The organism is Pseudoalteromonas sp. S2721, from assembly GCF_005887425.1.
Lineage (GTDB): Bacteria > Pseudomonadota > Gammaproteobacteria > Enterobacterales > Alteromonadaceae > Pseudoalteromonas > Pseudoalteromonas simplex.
Window position 1 is genome coordinate 1 of the sequence record NZ_PNCZ01000044.1, and the last position, 16504, is coordinate 16504.

Consider the following 16504-nt stretch of genomic DNA (forward strand, 5'->3'; position numbering starts at 1 on the left):
TTTAAACCAACCCTTTGGGCGTTTCACAGGCACTTACTCTCATCATTGTTACTTCTTAAAAGGGACTGCCATTGTTGCAAAGTAACGCCTTGATATTAAGCACCAGTGAAACGCTGAATTCTACATCTTGAGGTGGCTTGGGTATAGGAGCTTCACAGCACAATTTTCCCTCATGATTGACCTTGGCTTGGGGTGTAAAATAGCTCACCGAGTTGATGTTCAATCATAAAGTTACGCGTTAACCTAAGTACATGTTTTGCAGTGGGTTGTAATAAACACTCAGCAAGTAACTTTTCCATATCGCTGACATTTAATCGCCTAAGCACAAACTTAATTTTACTGATCGAAGCAAAGTTCATACTCAAGCTTCGATACCCCATCGCAATAAGCAGTAATGCGCCTTCTGGATCGCCGCCTAACTCGCCACACAAGCTAAATGGCAGCTCATGTTGCTGACACTCCTGTGCTATTTTTAACAACACTCTAAGAACACTTGGGTGATAAGGATTAAATAGCTCAGCAACGCGGGCATTAGAGCGGTCAACTGCCAGCATATACTGGGTTAAATCGTTGCTACCTACAGAGCAAAAATCGACTTTTTGCGACCACTCTTCAAGCATAAATACACTCGAAGGTACTTCTAACATCACCCCGATTTCAGGGCGCTCAATGGCTTGTTCGGGGTATTGCTCACTTAACTCAAAATAGGCTTGTTCGAGCAGCTTTAAAGATTCATCGACTTCTTCTGAGCCACTGATCATCGGCAGCATAATTTTTAAATTCCCCAAACCAATGTTGGCTTTTAACATCGCCTTAAGTTGATCTAAAAATAGCTCGGGGTGATCTAAGGTCACACGAATACCACGCCAACCTAAAAATGGGTTTTCTTCGGTTATATTGAAGTAATCTAAAACTTTATCACCACCAATATCGAGTGTACGCATCACCACAGGATTAGGGTGGTAACTCGTTAGCACTTCGCGATACCAGTTTTCTTGTTCTGACTGTGAAGGAAATTGGCCTTTTTGCATAAACCAGGCTTCGGTGCGATAAAGACCTACCCCATCGCAAAATGGCTTATTGTCATGCTCGGTATTTAATTCAAGACCCGCGTTTAGTAACAAGCTAATGTGTTCGCCATCTTTAGTGACGGCATCTAGGTTTTGCTCTGCAACAAAACGGTCGTTCAATAAGGCTTCTTGATATTTAAGCTGGCTGTATTCCTCTTGCAGCATTTGTGAAGGAGAAATATATAAACGCCCTGCATAGGCGTCTAATATCATTTGCTTGCTTTCAAACTGCAATAACGGCACATCTTCAATGCCCCAAATTGCTGGGATCCCCATAGCACGAGTTAAAATTGAAGCATGGCTATTTGCTGCACCATTAACACTTACAACCCCAGCAAGGTGCCCTTTAGGTACTTCAGCAAGCATCGCAGGAGTTAATGTACCAGCAATTAAAATAGTGTCTTTAGGGTAAGGTTTTGCCGCATGCTCAGTATTAACTAAATGATGCAAGACCCGTAAACCAATATCTTTAACATCAACAGCGCGCTCTTTAATATAAGGGTCTTGCATGGCATTGAATTGAGTCACCAATTTCTCAATAACAATTTTCAGAGCACTTTTGGCGTTCCATCCTTGTTTTAATTGCGCTTCAACATTTTGACCAAGGCTTTTGGCATCGAGTAACTGCTGATAAACATCAAATACAGCAAGTGCCTCTTGCGGAATAGAGTCACTCAGTGTCATAGATAAGGTATTAAACTCGTTACGCGTTGCAGCAACCGCTTGTGTAAATAGTTTGCGCTGGGTGCTCACATCGTCGTCTTTTTGCAGTTCTATAGAGCTAAAGTCAAGTTTAGGGATCACTACAAAGGCTTCACCTATGGCAATACCCGGCGCACTTGATACCCCTTTTAATACTGAGGTTTGGTGTGAAAACTCATCGACCCGTAATATTTCTTTTATTTCTGCATGCGCTAACTGAGAAGCTAACTGGGCCGAGAGCGTAATTAAGAATGACTCTTCGTCAGGGCTAAAAACACGGGCTAGTTTTTGTTGAACAACAATAACGCCTAAAACCTTTTTCTGATGCACGACTGGCACTGATAAAAACGCGTTGTAGCCTTCTTCATTAACTTCAGGTGAGAGTTTAAAACGAGGGTGAGATTTAGCAAAAGCTATATTAATGGGCTCTTCACGCTGAGCAACAAGGCCAACGAGACCTTCGGTAAAGCCTATACGAAACTTACCCACGGCATCTGGGTTGAGGCCTTGGGTGGCCATCAATACAAAGTTATCTTGGCTATAATCGGCAAAATAAATCGAGCAGCACTGTGTTTGCATGGCATCTTTTACCATTTGCACAAAACACCCCAGCGCACTGTTTAAGTCCGCCTGTTGCGACACTGCCTCAGCAATTGATCTGAGCGTGGCTAACATGATGCTGCTCCTTTGATTTAAATAAGGTTGCCCTTATCGTTTATGTCGCCAATGATCTTTGTGTTGCTCTCGTTTATTAAACGGCATTGCAAACGGAGCAAACTCTTTCATTACTCGACGATATACATCGCGCTTAAACGAAACAACTTGCCTAACCGGATACCAATAACTCACCCATCGCCAATCATCAAACTCGGGGTGATGAGTTTTAAGTAAATTTACATCTTCATCTTTACAACGAAGTTTCAGTAAAAACCATTTTTGTTTTTGCCCAATGCACACAGGACTTGAGTCTCTGCGAATTAAACGCTTGGGTAATTTATAGCGTAACCAATGTTTAGAACTTGCGACGATCTCAACGTCTTCAGGAAGCAAGCCCACTTCTTCGTGTAATTCTCTGTACATGGTTTGCTCTGCTGTTTCGCCGTCATCCACACCACCTTGGGGAAATTGCCAAGAGTGCTGACCATAGCGACGAGCCCAAAATACTTGTCCCTGATTATTGCAAATTACAATTCCGACATTGGCACGAAAACCTTCGGCATCAATCACCTTAGTGCCTCATTTGTAAGTCGATTTTTATTGATTGTTCCACATAACCTGCGATACAGCAAACACTTTACACCTAAGCCTAAATTAGATTGAAAAATTATTTTTTAACAAACATGTTTAATCAAGGTGTTACGAAGTAATTATCATAAAAATGTGCCGTTTGATTAAAATAACCATTTACAACCGTATTTTCATCACCTTACCCACAGCTTGTGCATAACTTTTGTAAATCATGCCTAAATTGCAAACAAATCCACAATCCACAGTTTAAATATCCACTTTCTCCACAGAAACTGTGGATAAACATGTTTATATATCTGTATTTATACAAACAACTGATTAATTAATGAAATGGAAACACCGTACAAAAACAGTAAAATAGATAAATATCAATTAGTTAGGGTATGACACCTCAAAATAAAACTGATTATTTTTAGCCCACACTTAACGTGCGCAAAAAACACCCAAACACAAAGATATCCACTAAGGCGCGCATTTGCTATCATGAACCGGATAAATAGACAATCAAATAAACGCCTTATGCGACCTATAAAACCAGCCTCAGTAAACGAATTAATGCAACGTGTTGATGCTATAGCCGGCCTCACCTTAGGGCAATTAGCTGAGCAATATCAATTTAAAACCCCTGACGATTTACTACGTGAAAAAGGCTGGACCGGGCAACTTATTGAATATGTACTTGGCGCAACGGCAGGTTCAAAACCAACACCTGATTTTGAAGAGTTAGGTATTGAGCTAAAAACCTTACCTATTTCATTTAAAGGCAAACCTCTCGAAACAACCTTTGTTTCGGTCACACCACTATTAAATGTGACAGGAATGACTTGGCAGCAAAGCACGGTTCGTAAAAAGTTGAATCATGTTTTATGGCTACCGATTTTAGGCGAACGTGAGATACTGCCTTTTCACCGTACCATAGGCAGTGGCTTTTTATGGCAGCCAAGTGCAGAGCAAGATGCCCTTTTACAGCGTGATTGGGAAGAACAAATGGAGCTAATCGCCCTTGGGCGCGTAGATGAAATTTCGGGTCATTTAGGTGATGTAATGCAAATAAGGCCAAAAGCAGCCAATAGCAAAGCACTGACTGATGCAATTGGCCCGAATGGCCAGATAGTACAAACCTTACCTCGCGGTTTTTATCTAAAAACCAGCTTTACCGGCGAGATCCTAAAACAACAATTTCAGCTATAAAAAAACCTCCCGAAGGAGGTTTTTAAGGTCTTGATGAGCTAAAAGCCAGATTACTGACCTTTAACCTCTTTAAGACCATTGTAAGGTGCTTTCTCACCTAATACTTCTTCAATGCGAAGTAATTGGTTGTACTTAGCAATACGGTCAGAACGGCTTAATGAACCCGTTTTGATTTGACCCGCTGCAGTACCTACTGCTAAATCAGCAATTGTCGCATCTTCAGTTTCACCTGAACGGTGTGAGATAACAGCTGTGAAGCCAGCGTCTTTAGCCATTTTGATAGCAGCAAGCGTTTCAGTTAATGAACCGATTTGGTTGAACTTGATTAGGATTGAGTTAGCAATACCGTTATCAATACCACGCTTTAAGATCTTTGTGTTAGTTACGAAAAGATCATCACCTACTAATTGTACTTTGTCGCCAATTAGTTGTGTTTGGTGTGCGAAACCATCCCAATCAGACTCATCTAAGCCGTCTTCAATTGAAACAATTGGGTATTGCTCTGTAAGGCCTTTAAGGAAGTGGTTGAATTCTTCAGAAGTGAATTTTTTACCTTCGCCTTTAAGGTCGTAGATATTTGCTTCTTTGTCGTAGAACTCAGATGCCGCACAGTCTAGAGCTAGAGTGATATCTTTACCAAGCTCATAACCTGCATTTGCAACAGCGACCTTGATTGCAGCAAGTGCCGCTTCGTTTGATTCAAGGTTAGGAGCAAAACCACCTTCATCACCTACTGATGTAGAGTGACCTTCAGCTTTAAGTACTTTTGCTAGGCTGTGGAAAACTTCAGCGCCCATGCGCAACGCTTCACGGAAGTTTGTAGCGCCAACTGGCTGGATCATGAACTCTTGAATATCAACAGAGTTATCAGCGTGCTCACCACCATTGATGATGTTCATCATAGGTAATGGCATTGAGTAAACACCTGGCGTGCCGTTTAGGTCTGCAATGTGCTCATAAAGCTCAACGCCTTTTGAGTTTGCAGCCGCTTTAGCTGTTGCTAAAGACACAGCTAAGATAGCGTTAGCACCTAGTTTTTCTTTGTTTTCAGTACCATCTAAGTCAAGCATTACTTGGTCAACCGCTTTTTGGTCAACTGCGTTTTGGCCTTTAAGAGCTTCAGCGATTTCGTTATTGATATAGCCTACTGCTTTTAAAACACCTTTACCTAGGTAACGTGTTTTATCACCATCACGTAATTCAAGCGCTTCGCGAGTACCTGTTGATGCACCAGATGGTGCTGCAGCACGGCCCCATGAACCATCAGCTAAATGTACATCAGCTTCAACAGTTGGGTTACCACGCGAGTCCATGATTTCGCGACCAATCACTTTTACGATTTCTGACATCTTGATTCCTCTTTTCCCGAAAATGGTGAGTTAGTGCCAATTTTATTAATTATCCTTAATGCCATTGGCTTATTAAAACAAATAAGCCGTGCATAAAGCACGGCCTATTTAAATTACGATGACGCTTTTTGGTGAGTATGTGCAGCTGCAACAAACCCTTCAAATAGCGGGTGACCATCACGTGGTGTTGACGTGAATTCCGGGTGGAATTGCGCGGCAATAAACCAAGGGTGATCTTTATTCTCGATAATTTCGACTAGTTTCTTATCTTCAGATAAACCAGTGAAACTTAAGCCTGCTTTTTCAAGCTGCTCTACAAAGTGGTTATTCACTTCGTAACGGTGACGGTGACGCTCTACAATCTCGTCACTACCGTATACTTCACTTACTTTAGAACCCGGTGTTAAGTGACACTTCTGTGCACCTAAACGCATAGTACCACCTAGGTCAGATTGCTCATCACGGATTTCAACGTTACCGTCAGCATCTTGCCATTCTGTGATCAAACCAACAACTGGGTGTGCTGATTTAGCATTAAACTCTGTTGAGTTTGCATCTTCAAGGCCTGCAACGTTACGCGCATATTCAATAAGCGCTACTTGCATACCTAAACAAATGCCTAAGTAAGGAACTTTGTTTTCACGTGCATATTTAGCCGCTAAGATCTTACCTTCAACACCACGGCCGCCGAAGCCACCTGGAACTAAGATAGCATCAAGGTGAGAGAGTAATTCAGTACCTTTGCTTTCTAAGTCTTGTGAATCAACGTATTCGATGTTCACAGTTAAACGGTTTTTCAGACCTGCATGCTTTAATGCTTCGTTTACTGATTTATATGCATCTGGTAGCTCGATGTACTTACCAACCATACCAATTGTCACTTCACCTGTTGGGTTAGACTCTTGATATAACACTTGCTCCCACTCAGATAAATCTGCTTCTGGGCACTCAAGATAGAAACGACGACATACGAAGTTATCTAATTCTTGTGACTTAAGTAACGCAGGGATCTTATAGATGCTTTCTACGTCTGGTAATGAAATAACAGCTTTCTCTTCAACGTTAGTGAAAAGTGCAATCTTCGCACGCTCGTTATTTGGTAATTTACGATCAGAACGACAGATCAAGATATCAGGTTGGATACCAATCGAACGTAATTCTTTTACTGAATGTTGTGTTGGCTTAGTTTTAACTTCACCTGCAGGGCCTAAGAATGGCACTAGCGTTAGGTGGATAAACAATGCGCGCTCACGGCCAATTTCAGTGCCAAGCTGACGAATTGCTTCTAAGAATGGTTGTGACTCGATGTCACCAACTGTACCGCCAATTTCAACGATTGCTACATCGCGACCTTCAGCACCGTCGTATACACGTTGCTTAATGTCGTTTGTGATGTGTGGAATAACCTGAATTGTTGCACCAAGGTACTCACCACGACGCTCACGTCGTAATACATCTTCATAAACACGACCTTGTGTGAAGTTGTTGCGGCTAGTCATCTTGGTACGGATGAAACGCTCATAGTGACCTAAGTCAAGGTCAGTCTCTGCACCGTCTTCAGTTACAAATACTTCACCGTGCTGAATTGGGCTCATAGTGCCTGGGTCAACGTTAATGTAAGGATCCAGCTTTAAAATAGTCACGTTAAGACCACGTGCTTCTAAAATAGCGGCTAATGACGCTGCTGCAATACCCTTACCCAACGAAGAAACAACCCCGCCAGTTACGAAGATAAATTTTGTACTCATGCGAACCCTAGAATATCAGGAATTAAAAGGAATAATATAGAATCAAGACGGGGCGATATTATAGCAAAGGGGCTGCTATCAATCCAGATAAAATTAGCAAATAAGTGCACAAAAAACGAGCTTGGTTACACTGTACCCAAGCCGTATCATAACTTACTTAGTTTGCCTGCTTTTTAATGGCTTCCCATGCGTTGTCCATTTCTTCGAGGCTAGCCGTCTCTAAACTTTGACCACGTTCACCTAAGTAAGCAGCCACTTTTTCAAAGCGTGACGCGAACTTAGCATTGGCACTTCGTAATAATTGCTCAGGGTCACGTTTAATATGACGGGCTACATTTACCGTTGCAAAAAGTAAATCACCCAGCTCCTCTGCACTATGATCAGAGTTAGGATCATGAGCCAGTGCTTCTTTAACTTCGTCTACTTCTTCAGCAACTTTATCGAGTGCCCCATGATAACTTGGCCAATCAAACCCTAGGCTTGCTACACGCTGTTGAATCTTCTTCGCTTTTGATAAGCCCGGCATCGCATCAGGAATATCTTGCCATAAACTCATTTGTGGAGAGGCGGTTTTTTCTGCTCGCTCTTGTGCTTTAATAGCTTGCCACTGCGCTGAAAGCTCAGCGTCCGACAGCTCACTTTGCTTTGCAAAGACATGGGGATGACGACGAACTAATTTATCATTAAGCGTATTAGCCACATCGGCAAAATCAAATAAGCCCTGCTCTTTAGCAAGTTGAGCATAAAAGATGACTTGAAAAAGTAAATCGCCAAGCTCACTTTTAAGCTCAGTGAGTTCACCTTTTTCAATGCAGTCTGCTACTTCGTAAGCTTCTTCAAGGGTATGCGGTACAATCGATTTAAAGTCTTGTTTTAAATCCCACGGGCACCCAGATTCTGGGTCCCGTAGTTTGGCCATAATTGCAAGCGATTGCTCAATTGCCTGTTTATCACCCATTACGAATGACCACGCTTTGCATCATGTACACCTTCGATTTGGTGTAACTTAGACAATAAGCGGTTGGTGCTTGATAAGTCATGTACTTCAACCTGCATTGAAAACAGCGCAAGTTGCTTATCTTCAATTGTGTTGACGTTCATGTTCAGCACATTCACTTTTTCGTTTGCAAGCACTGAGCTGATATCTCGAATAAGACCTGAGCGGTCAGTGGCTTCAACTTTAATCGTTAATGAGTATGAGCCATTAATGTCGTCTGACCAACTTACTGATATCACCCGCTCAGGATGCTTCTGGCGAAGTTTCTCAAACGAATCACAATCCTCTCGGTGAACTGCAATCCCTCGGCCTTGCGTAATGTAGCCGATGATTTCATCACCCGGCACGGGTCGGCAGCATTTAGCAACATGGCTCATTAAGCTACCTACCCCATCAACAACAATACCGTTCTTATCGCCAGTGACACTTTTTGGTTTTTTAAACTTAATTTGTGGTTCGTCATGCTCACGGTCACTAATAAAGTTTAATAACTGGTTTAAGCGAACATCCCCAGCACCTACCGCAACCATAAGGTCGTCAAGGCCTTTAAGGTTAAAACGCTCAATTGCTGGCGCTAGATCTTTGGTCGATAAATCCAGCTTTTGCAGCTCAGTTTCAAGAATCTCTTTACCGGCACTTAAGTTTTTATCGCGATCAAGCTGCTTAAACCAATGATGGATTTTAGAACGAGCTCGTGATGACTTAATATAACCAAGCGATGGGTTTAACCAATCACGGCTTGGATTAGGCTGCTTTTGAGTTAAAATTTCAACCTGATCACCGGTACTTAATTGATGAGTAAAGGGTACGATTTTGCCGAACACTTTTGCACCAATACAGCGATGCCCTACGTTTGAGTGAATGTAATAAGCAAAATCAAGTGGTGTTGCACCCAGCGGTAAATCGAAAATATCACCCTTAGGCGTAAACACATAAACGCGGTCTTCTACTACTTGGTTTTTAAGCTCTTCCGCAAGATCACTACCATCAACAACTTCTTCTTGCCATTGCAGTAACTTACGTAACCAACTAATTTTTTGCTCGTAGCCCGACCCTCGCCCTGGCAATGCACCTTCTTTGTACATCCAATGCGCAGCAACACCTAACTCAGCATCTTGATGCATTTCGCTCGTACGAATTTGAATTTCAACGGTTTTACCTTCAGGGCCAAATACCACGGTATGGATTGACTGATAACCGTTTTGTTTAGGTGTTGCGATGTAATCATCAAATTCTTTATTTAAATGGCGCCAGTTAGTATGAACGATACCTAACGCCGCGTAACAATCTTGCAGACGCTCTACCACTATGCGCATAGCGCGAATGTCAAAAAGCTGGTCGAACTCATAGTTCTTCTGTGCCATTTTTTTGTAGATGCTGTAGATATGCTTAGGGCGACCATACACCTCACCTTCAATACCCGCCTCAGCCAAGCGTGCTTTAACTAAAGCAACCATGTTCTCCATGTAAGCTTCACGGGCAAGGCGCTTATCATCTAGCTGTTTAGCGATATTTTTATAGGTATCTGGATGCAGATAACGGAACGACAGGTCTTCAAGTTCCCACTTAAGCTGGCCAATCCCTAAACGGTTAGCAAGGGGGGCAAAAATGTCGCGAGTTTCTTTAGCGGCAATAACGCGCTCTTCTTCACTGGCGTCTTTAACATCACGCAAGTGGCACACTTGCTCTGCCAGTTTAATCACTACAGCCCGCACATCTTCAACCATGGCTAATAACATGCGGCGGATATTATCAATTTGTACAGTGCCTTTCCCTTGGTGGGCTAAGGTACTGATGGTCGCCATTTGGCTTACGCCAGTTAGTAATAATGCAACGTGGTTACCCAGCTTTTCAGTGACTGTCTCTATCGAGATTTTTTCAGCTAAAAAATAAGGCGTTAAAAAAGCAGTAGCAAGGGAATCTGCGTCTAAATTTAGCTCAGCTAAAATCTCCACCATTTCAATGGCTGTGTTTTCACGTTTTGCATCATCGCAATGCAGGCACAGTTGGTGAGCCTGCTCTAATAAGGTATGTTTGTCTTCTGTTAGCGCTAACAGCTCGATACGGCTGGCAAAATCACTCGGCTTAGTTAGCTGATGTGACTGTCTAGTGGCTACCATGTGCGCTTTACCTCCTGTGAAATAACGCCATCGTTTCAATATGCCCGGTATGCGGGAACATATTCATAAGCCCAATTTTTTCAATGCTAAAGCCTGCTTGTAAAATAATTGCACTGTCACGGGCTAAAGTAACAGGATCACAAGAGACGTATAAAATCGTTTTAAACTGAGTAAGTGGTAACTGCTCTAAAATAGCCATTGCACCAGTACGTGATGGGTCAAGTACTAACACGTCAAGTTCGGCACTAAACCAAGCAGCTGATTGCAGTGATTTTGTTAAATCAAAACAATAAAAATCGGTATTCGACAATGAGTTAGTTTGCGCATTTTGTTTTGCTAATGCAACCGCAGAATCGACCCCTTCAACACCAATAACATATTTAGCATACTTTGCAATCAATAATGAAAAGTTACCAATGCCACAAAACAAATCCAATACCTGCTCATGACCTTGTAAATCAAGCCACTGTTTTGCTTGATGCAGCATAGCTTGGTTTACTTGCGGGTTAACTTGAATAAAGTTTTCAAGGCCAAACTCAAAGCGTAAATCATAAGCCGGTATATGGTAGTACGGCATTGGATGGTCACTGTGATCAATTTCGCCACTGTGTGACTGCCACACAACACGCCAGCTATATTCATCACACGCTGCGACTACAATAGCTTTTAACTCTGCGTTAATGGCTTTGGTATGCCTAATAACCACAAAGGCCGCGTTATCAGCTTCACATAATTGTAAGTGACTAATGCTACTCAGACCTGAATGGCTGTTGATAAGAACATCAAAAACTGAAAAAACGTCTTTAAAAGTGCCGCTCAGCACATCACAGTTTTCTATGCTCACTAATTGTTTAGAACCTTGAGCCCGATACCCTACTCGCATTTTCTTTGCGGCTTTGTCGTGCATTACGGCAATGCGCGCAGAGCGACGATAATGGCGCTCTTCACTAAGCAGAGGTGCTTGCCAATTTAAGTTATCAGCTTTGGCAAACTTGCTAAACAGCTGACTTACCGCCGCTTGCTTCTCAACCAATTGCTGCTCTGCATCAAGGTGCTGTAGCTGACAACCACCACAAACCTGATAATGCTGGCAAAAAGGAGTAACCCTATGCGCTGAGGCTGATAGCACTTTTTTACAATCAGCACTGGCAAAGCGTGCCTTATCTTCAATCAATAATGCTTTTACTTCTTCACCCGGCAAAGCACCATTAACAAAACAGACTTTATTTCCCTGCTTAGCAACGCCCCGCCCTTGGTGATCCATAGCAGTGACATTCAGGGTTAGCATTTTTTGCGAAACGGATTTCTTTTTGGCTTTGAAAATCTGTGCCATTGGGCAACACCTTAATTATTGATAAAGCGGGAGTAAGTATATACTCTTAAACAACGATAATAATGATAACAACATTCTTTATGACTAAATTTGGCTTACGTGACTCAGTCTTAACCCTTACACTTATACCGACTGTGATCATAGGCTTGTTGCTGGGCGGTTATTTTACAATAAATCGTTACATTGAGCTCGATGAAATTTTGTATCAACAGGGCGTGACTATTATTGAGCCTCTCGCCATTGCTGTTGAGCAACCGCTATTAAAGCGTGATAAAGCCTTATTAACTCGCTTAGTTAGTCATACGCACAACAAACACTCCCCTGCTATCCAATCAATTGCTATTTTTGATGAAAACAATGAGTTAGTGATTTTTAGTAAATACCAAAGTGAGTTCAAAGAAATTGTTAGCAGCAACGCAAACAACATGGATGGCATCCAAGTACAAAATTCTGAGCACTATTTAACATTCTCCACTGCCATAATTAATCATAGCCGCCAAGACACGATTTGGAATCATCACAGCTATCAAGCATCACTTGGTACTGTGGTGATCATGCTTAACAAACAACAAGCCATTATTGGCCAGCAACGAGCATTATTGGTCAGTGGCGTAGTGATATTACTCGCGCTCATACTTGCTATCGTATTAGCGTTTAGACTAACTCGCATGTTTATTCAGCCTCTTAATAAGTTAGTACTAGCTACCGACAAGCTTATTGAAGGTAAAGTAGACACTGGACTTGATCAAAAAATGTTTGGTGAGTTTGAGTTATTACGCACAGGTTTAAATACCATTGCAGAAACCATGGTCGTGCAACGTGATGAGATGCAAAAGCACATTGACCAAGCAACCTCTGATTACCGCGAAACACTCGAACAATACGAAACCCAAAATATTCAGTTAAGTATTGCTAAAAAAGACGCGCAAGACGCGAACCGAGTAAAATCAGACTTTTTAGCTAAAATGAGTCACGAATTACGCACACCTTTGAATGGTGTAATTGGTTTTACACGCCAGCTTTATAAGACTCCGCTGAATAAACATCAAAAAGATTATCTTGATACCATTGAACTGTCGGCAAATAGTTTACTTACCATTATCAGCGATATTTTAGACTTTTCGAAATTAGAAGCCGGAGCCATGGAACTTGAGTCAATGCAATTCCAGCTCCGTGACAATATTAATGAAGTTATGACTTTGTTGGCACCAAGTGCTCACGAAAAACAACTTGAACTATCGATATTTATCCATCCACAAGTACCCGACAACTTAACTGGCGACCCGACCCGCTTTAAACAAATTTTAATCAACCTGTTAAGTAATGCCATTAAGTTTACTGAAAAAGGCTCAATCAAAGTTGATGTTGGCTATCGCTTATTAGATGAAGAACGCGCCTCTATTTTAGTGTCTGTCACCGACACCGGTGTAGGCATCCCAATGGATAAACAAGATGCGTTATTTACCCCATTTGGCCAAGCAGACTCTAGTATCACCCGTAAATTTGGTGGCACAGGTCTTGGGCTAATCATCACTAAGCATATTGTTGAAGCGATGAATGGCCGCATCACCCTAAACTCAGCACCTGGTAATGGTACCTGCTTTACATTCAATGCCGTATTCAGAACGCCAAGCAACTCAATTACCAGTGACTTACCGACTCAGTCACTAATTAATAAACGTATTCTTTACCTTGAACCTCACGAGCATACACACCAAGCGACTCTGTCATTGCTCAATGAGTGGCAAGCACGAGTAACTGCCTGCTTAGATGAAGAAAGTTTCTTAGCTGAGATTAACAAAGACTTCAGTTACGATATTTGTATTATCGGTCATACAGCTGCAATTGATGATATGCAACAGCTCAAGAGTTATGTAAAAGCCGTTCGCCCTGTCACTGACTATCTTTACCTTATGCTCAATACAGTTTCGCATAATATGCGCGAAGCCTTTATTGGCAGCGGAGCAGATGCGTGCTTAAGCAAACCACTTAACCACCGTAAATTATGCGAAGTGCTTGCTGCACCTTATCGCCTTGATCACCCTGTACATAACATTGAACAAGGCGATGAAAAACTATTACCGCTAAAAGTACTGGTTGTAGACGATAACGATGCCAACCTTAAACTTATTTGCACCTTGCTTGATGAACAAATAGAACTGATAGATACTGCACACAACGGTTCTCAAGCTTACAGCTTAAGTAAAAGCCACAAATATGACTTAATCTTCATGGACATCCAAATGCCAATTATGGATGGTATTACCGCATGTAAACTTATCCGCGAGTCATCTCTTAATGAAGATACCCCTATCATTGCTGTAACCGCTCACGCCCTAGCGGGTGAAAAAGAACAGCTACTTAAGGACGGTTTTAAAGGCTATTTAACCAAACCTATTGATGAAGATATGCTAAAGCAGATAATTAGCGATCATAGTCCACAATCACCGATTAACCGCGAACGCAACAAAGTTGCAGCAATTAATTCAGAGCCTCCATTTGATAGTGCCCGCTTAGATTGGCAGTTAGCACTACAACGTGCTGGCGGTAAAGAAGAGCTAGCACTAGAAATGCTCAATATGTTATTACTCAGCGTGCCGGAAACCTTGCGTCTGCTCAATGAAGCTATAGAAAAAGAAGATTGTGAACATGTGCTTAGCATTGTGCACAAGTTCCATGGCGCATGTTGTTACACTGGTGTGCCAAAACTTAAATCCCTCGCCGAAACACTCGAGACAGCACTAAAAGGTGATTGCGATTTAAATTACATTGAGCCTGAATTGTTTGAGCTTGTTGATGAGCTAAATAATTTGTTGAGCGATGCTGGAATGCTTGAGCAGCAACGTTAAAAGTTATGAAGGATATCAAGGAAGATTAATGTTTTTTATTTTATTTTTGGTTTTTACATCATTATCGTTCTTTTGGTTCATACTCAGTTCTAAAAAGCTGTGTGTGATGGCAAACGAATACGTAAAAACTAATTACACTGAACAGTGGCAAGCATACGAGAGTAAAGCCCGCTTAATGAAAGCAAAACCTGACTCAATGGTTATTCATTCAATTAAGAAAGGTGAATTGTCGGCAATAGATGATGATGTTTTGAAAAGCTTTAAGAAAAAGCATCAATATTTAGTGGTCCTACTCTGCCTTTCCCCTTGGCTATCTTCATTGCTTGCACAATTTATTGTTTATCTGAGTAAATAAAAAACGCGGTGGATATCACATCCACCGCGCTCAGTATTCAAATTTGCTGGCTCTTATTAAAGGCGTCAGCTTAAAGTCTTGCTTCAATCATTAAACGTTTCATATCGCTGACTGCTTTTTCTAATCCATCAATCGCTGCACGGGCAATAATCGCATGACCAATGTTTAACTCATAAATTTCTGGCATTGCCGCAATGGGTTTTACATTGTGGTAATGAAGACCATGACCGGCATTAACGATTAAACCTAGGCTATCGGCATATTGTACACCGCTACGAATACGCTCAAGCTCAGTGTGAAGCTCTTCGTCATTTTCAGCATCAGCATAAGCACCGGTGTGAATTTCAACGTATGGAGCATTACACGCTTTTGCAGCGTCAAGTTGTGCGTTGTCGGCATCTATGAATAACGAGACCTTAATTCCCGCTGCTGTTAGCTTTTCTGTTGCTGCTTTTACTTTTTCAAAATTACCCACAACATCAAGACCACCCTCTGTGGTGAGCTCTTCACGCTTTTCAGGCACTAAACAAACATAAGCAGGTTTCACTTCAAGGGCGATGTCGATCATTTCATCGGTCACTGCAATTTCAAGATTCATACGTGTTTGAATCGTTTTTGCCATCACATATACGTCGCGGTCTTGAATATGACGACGGTCTTCACGCAAATGAATGGTGATACCATCTGCACCAGCATGCTCTGCAACAGCTGCAGCATGCGCAGGATCTGGGTAACTCGTGCCACGCGCTTGGCGTAAAGTGGCAATGTGATCAACGTTTACACCAAGAAGAATATCTTTCATTTTTTTACCTGTTTAAAACAACGATTCAAGGCTGAACATCAGCCTACTTAATAAATAACTCACGGCTTTTTAATGGCTTTTTACCAAGTAAAGGCTTGAGTAAGTATCGACTTAATTGCTTTGCCATATATAACACATCAGGGGCGCTAAAGTCATGAGCTGCTATGGCATTTAATTGCTTTCCTGAAAAACCACTATGGGGGTCGTCATGCAGTAAAAAACCGTATTCAGCAAAGTACTGGTAATTTGCTGCATCGATAATTTCATCACCTTCGGCATCAACACTAAAATCAACGCCATAACCAAGCATTTCAAGTAACTGAAACTCATAAGAGCGAAGCACCGCTTGCAGGTTTTTAGTGGTTGATAATTCACCTAGATGCTGTTTATAAAGATGATAAACACTTTCCATCGGCTCATTGATAGGTACGATACGATTGGTTAATTCGTTCATATAGAAGCCGCAATAAAGCTCGGTACCCTGCAACATAGTTTGCCGGCCATGGGGTTCAAAACGATTAATGTATTTTAAATCAGACTTGCCGTTATATTGTACGAGCAGAGATTGGAAAGGTTGTAATTGTGCTTTATGTTTAGTGGCCTGGCGACCACTAACACGGGCCAGCATTCTCAGCTGACCAACGCCTTCTACCAGCATATCGAGCATGACTTGCGAGTCGCTAAATGGACGTCGGTGCAGCAAGTATGCTGTGTAGAATTCGCTATCCATGGCGTGTAAG

At 41.9% G+C, this 16504-nt stretch carries 12 protein-coding genes; 3 read left to right on the forward strand and 9 right to left on the reverse strand.

All coding sequences use genetic code 11. The features are described from left to right. Window positions 1-170: 170 nt before the first annotated feature. On the reverse strand, window positions 171-2447 hold the full coding sequence (gene ptsP, locus CWC02_RS16265) for a phosphoenolpyruvate--protein phosphotransferase (RefSeq protein ID WP_138619366.1): 2277 nt from the start codon (window positions 2445-2447) through the stop codon (window positions 171-173). Window positions 2448-2480: 33 nt separating this feature from the next. After that, window positions 2481-2999, reverse strand: coding sequence for an RNA pyrophosphohydrolase (gene rppH, locus CWC02_RS16270; protein WP_054554350.1), 519 nt, complete (start codon window positions 2997-2999; stop codon window positions 2481-2483). A 540-nt stretch (window positions 3000-3539) separates the two neighbouring features. Between rppH and mutH the strand changes: the two genes are divergently transcribed. Next, window positions 3540-4211 (forward strand): DNA mismatch repair endonuclease MutH, encoded by a 672-nt coding sequence (mutH, locus tag CWC02_RS16275; RefSeq protein WP_063707194.1) that lies wholly within the window; start codon window positions 3540-3542, stop codon window positions 4209-4211. Between the two features lie 50 nt (window positions 4212-4261). On the opposite strand, the gene eno is transcribed toward mutH, so the two are convergent. The 5 genes from eno to rlmD all read right to left on the reverse strand — a co-directional run bounded on the left by eno (window position 4262) and on the right by rlmD (window position 11758). Continuing rightward, window positions 4262-5560 carry a phosphopyruvate hydratase gene (gene eno / locus CWC02_RS16280; RefSeq protein WP_138619368.1) on the reverse strand — a complete coding sequence of 433 codons (1299 nt, stop codon included), beginning with the start codon at window positions 5558-5560 and terminating at the stop codon, window positions 4262-4264. A gap of 113 nt (window positions 5561-5673) precedes the next feature. Further along, entirely contained in the window at window positions 5674-7308 is a 1635-nt protein-coding gene (gene pyrG / locus CWC02_RS16285; RefSeq protein WP_054562242.1) for a CTP synthase, read from the reverse strand. A 157-nt stretch (window positions 7309-7465) separates the two neighbouring features. Next, a complete protein-coding gene (gene mazG / locus CWC02_RS16290) occupies window positions 7466-8266 on the reverse strand; it encodes a nucleoside triphosphate pyrophosphohydrolase (protein ID WP_138619370.1) in 801 nt (266 codons plus the stop codon). Further along, a complete protein-coding gene (gene relA / locus CWC02_RS16295; RefSeq protein ID WP_054554344.1) occupies window positions 8266-10425 on the reverse strand; it encodes a GTP diphosphokinase in 2160 nt (719 codons plus the stop codon). Before relA ends, mazG begins: the two co-directional genes overlap by 1 nt. A 7-nt stretch (window positions 10426-10432) precedes the next feature. Further along, window positions 10433-11758 (reverse strand): 23S rRNA (uracil(1939)-C(5))-methyltransferase RlmD, encoded by a 1326-nt coding sequence (gene rlmD, locus CWC02_RS16300; protein ID WP_138619372.1) that lies wholly within the window; start codon window positions 11756-11758, stop codon window positions 10433-10435. A gap of 80 nt (window positions 11759-11838) precedes the next feature. Here rlmD and barA point away from each other — a divergent pair, with 80 nt between their 5' ends. Together barA and CWC02_RS16310 are read left to right on the forward strand one after the other, a co-directional pair. Continuing rightward, window positions 11839-14607 (forward strand): two-component sensor histidine kinase BarA, encoded by a 2769-nt coding sequence (barA, locus tag CWC02_RS16305; RefSeq protein ID WP_138619430.1) that lies wholly within the window; start codon window positions 11839-11841, stop codon window positions 14605-14607. Window positions 14608-14635: 28 nt separating this feature from the next. Continuing rightward, window positions 14636-14962: a hypothetical protein gene (locus tag CWC02_RS16310; protein ID WP_054554341.1), complete on the forward strand. Its 327-nt coding sequence runs from the start codon at window positions 14636-14638 to the stop codon at window positions 14960-14962. 70 nt (window positions 14963-15032) lie between these two features. Here CWC02_RS16310 and pdxJ read toward each other — a convergent pair whose 3' ends face one another. Beyond that, the gene (gene pdxJ, locus CWC02_RS16315) at window positions 15033-15764 is read right to left on the reverse strand and encodes a pyridoxine 5'-phosphate synthase (protein WP_054554340.1); all 732 of its coding nucleotides are present in this window, start codon (window positions 15762-15764) and stop codon (window positions 15033-15035) included. A 43-nt stretch (window positions 15765-15807) separates the two neighbouring features. Next, window positions 15808-16494, reverse strand: a complete 687-nt coding sequence (gene recO / locus CWC02_RS16320) for a DNA repair protein RecO (protein WP_138600276.1) — start codon at window positions 16492-16494, stop codon at window positions 15808-15810. Between the last annotated feature and the right edge of the window lie 10 nt (window positions 16495-16504).

What these genes read in the sequence shown, in the direction of transcription:
- mazG (WP_138619370.1), bottom strand. Translation starts at nt 8,266, where the DNA reads ATGGGTGATAAACAGGCAATTGAGCAATCGCTTGCAATTATGGCCAAA.
- relA (WP_054554344.1), bottom strand. Translation starts at nt 10,425, where the DNA reads ATGGTAGCCACTAGACAGTCACATCAGCTAACTAAGCCGAGTGATTTT.
- barA (WP_138619430.1), top strand. Translation starts at nt 11,839, where the DNA reads ATGACTAAATTTGGCTTACGTGACTCAGTCTTAACCCTTACACTTATA.
- CWC02_RS16310 (WP_054554341.1), top strand. Translation starts at nt 14,636, where the DNA reads ATGTTTTTTATTTTATTTTTGGTTTTTACATCATTATCGTTCTTTTGG.
- recO (WP_138600276.1), bottom strand. Translation starts at nt 16,494, where the DNA reads ATGGATAGCGAATTCTACACAGCATACTTGCTGCACCGACGTCCATTT.
- ptsP (WP_138619366.1), bottom strand. Translation starts at nt 2,447, where the DNA reads ATGTTAGCCACGCTCAGATCAATTGCTGAGGCAGTGTCGCAACAGGCG.
- mutH (WP_063707194.1), top strand. Translation starts at nt 3,540, where the DNA reads ATGCGACCTATAAAACCAGCCTCAGTAAACGAATTAATGCAACGTGTT.
- rlmD (WP_138619372.1), bottom strand. Translation starts at nt 11,758, where the DNA reads ATGGCACAGATTTTCAAAGCCAAAAAGAAATCCGTTTCGCAAAAAATG.
- eno (WP_138619368.1), bottom strand. Translation starts at nt 5,560, where the DNA reads ATGTCAGAAATCGTAAAAGTGATTGGTCGCGAAATCATGGACTCGCGT.
- pdxJ (WP_054554340.1), bottom strand. Translation starts at nt 15,764, where the DNA reads ATGAAAGATATTCTTCTTGGTGTAAACGTTGATCACATTGCCACTTTA.
- pyrG (WP_054562242.1), bottom strand. Translation starts at nt 7,308, where the DNA reads ATGAGTACAAAATTTATCTTCGTAACTGGCGGGGTTGTTTCTTCGTTG.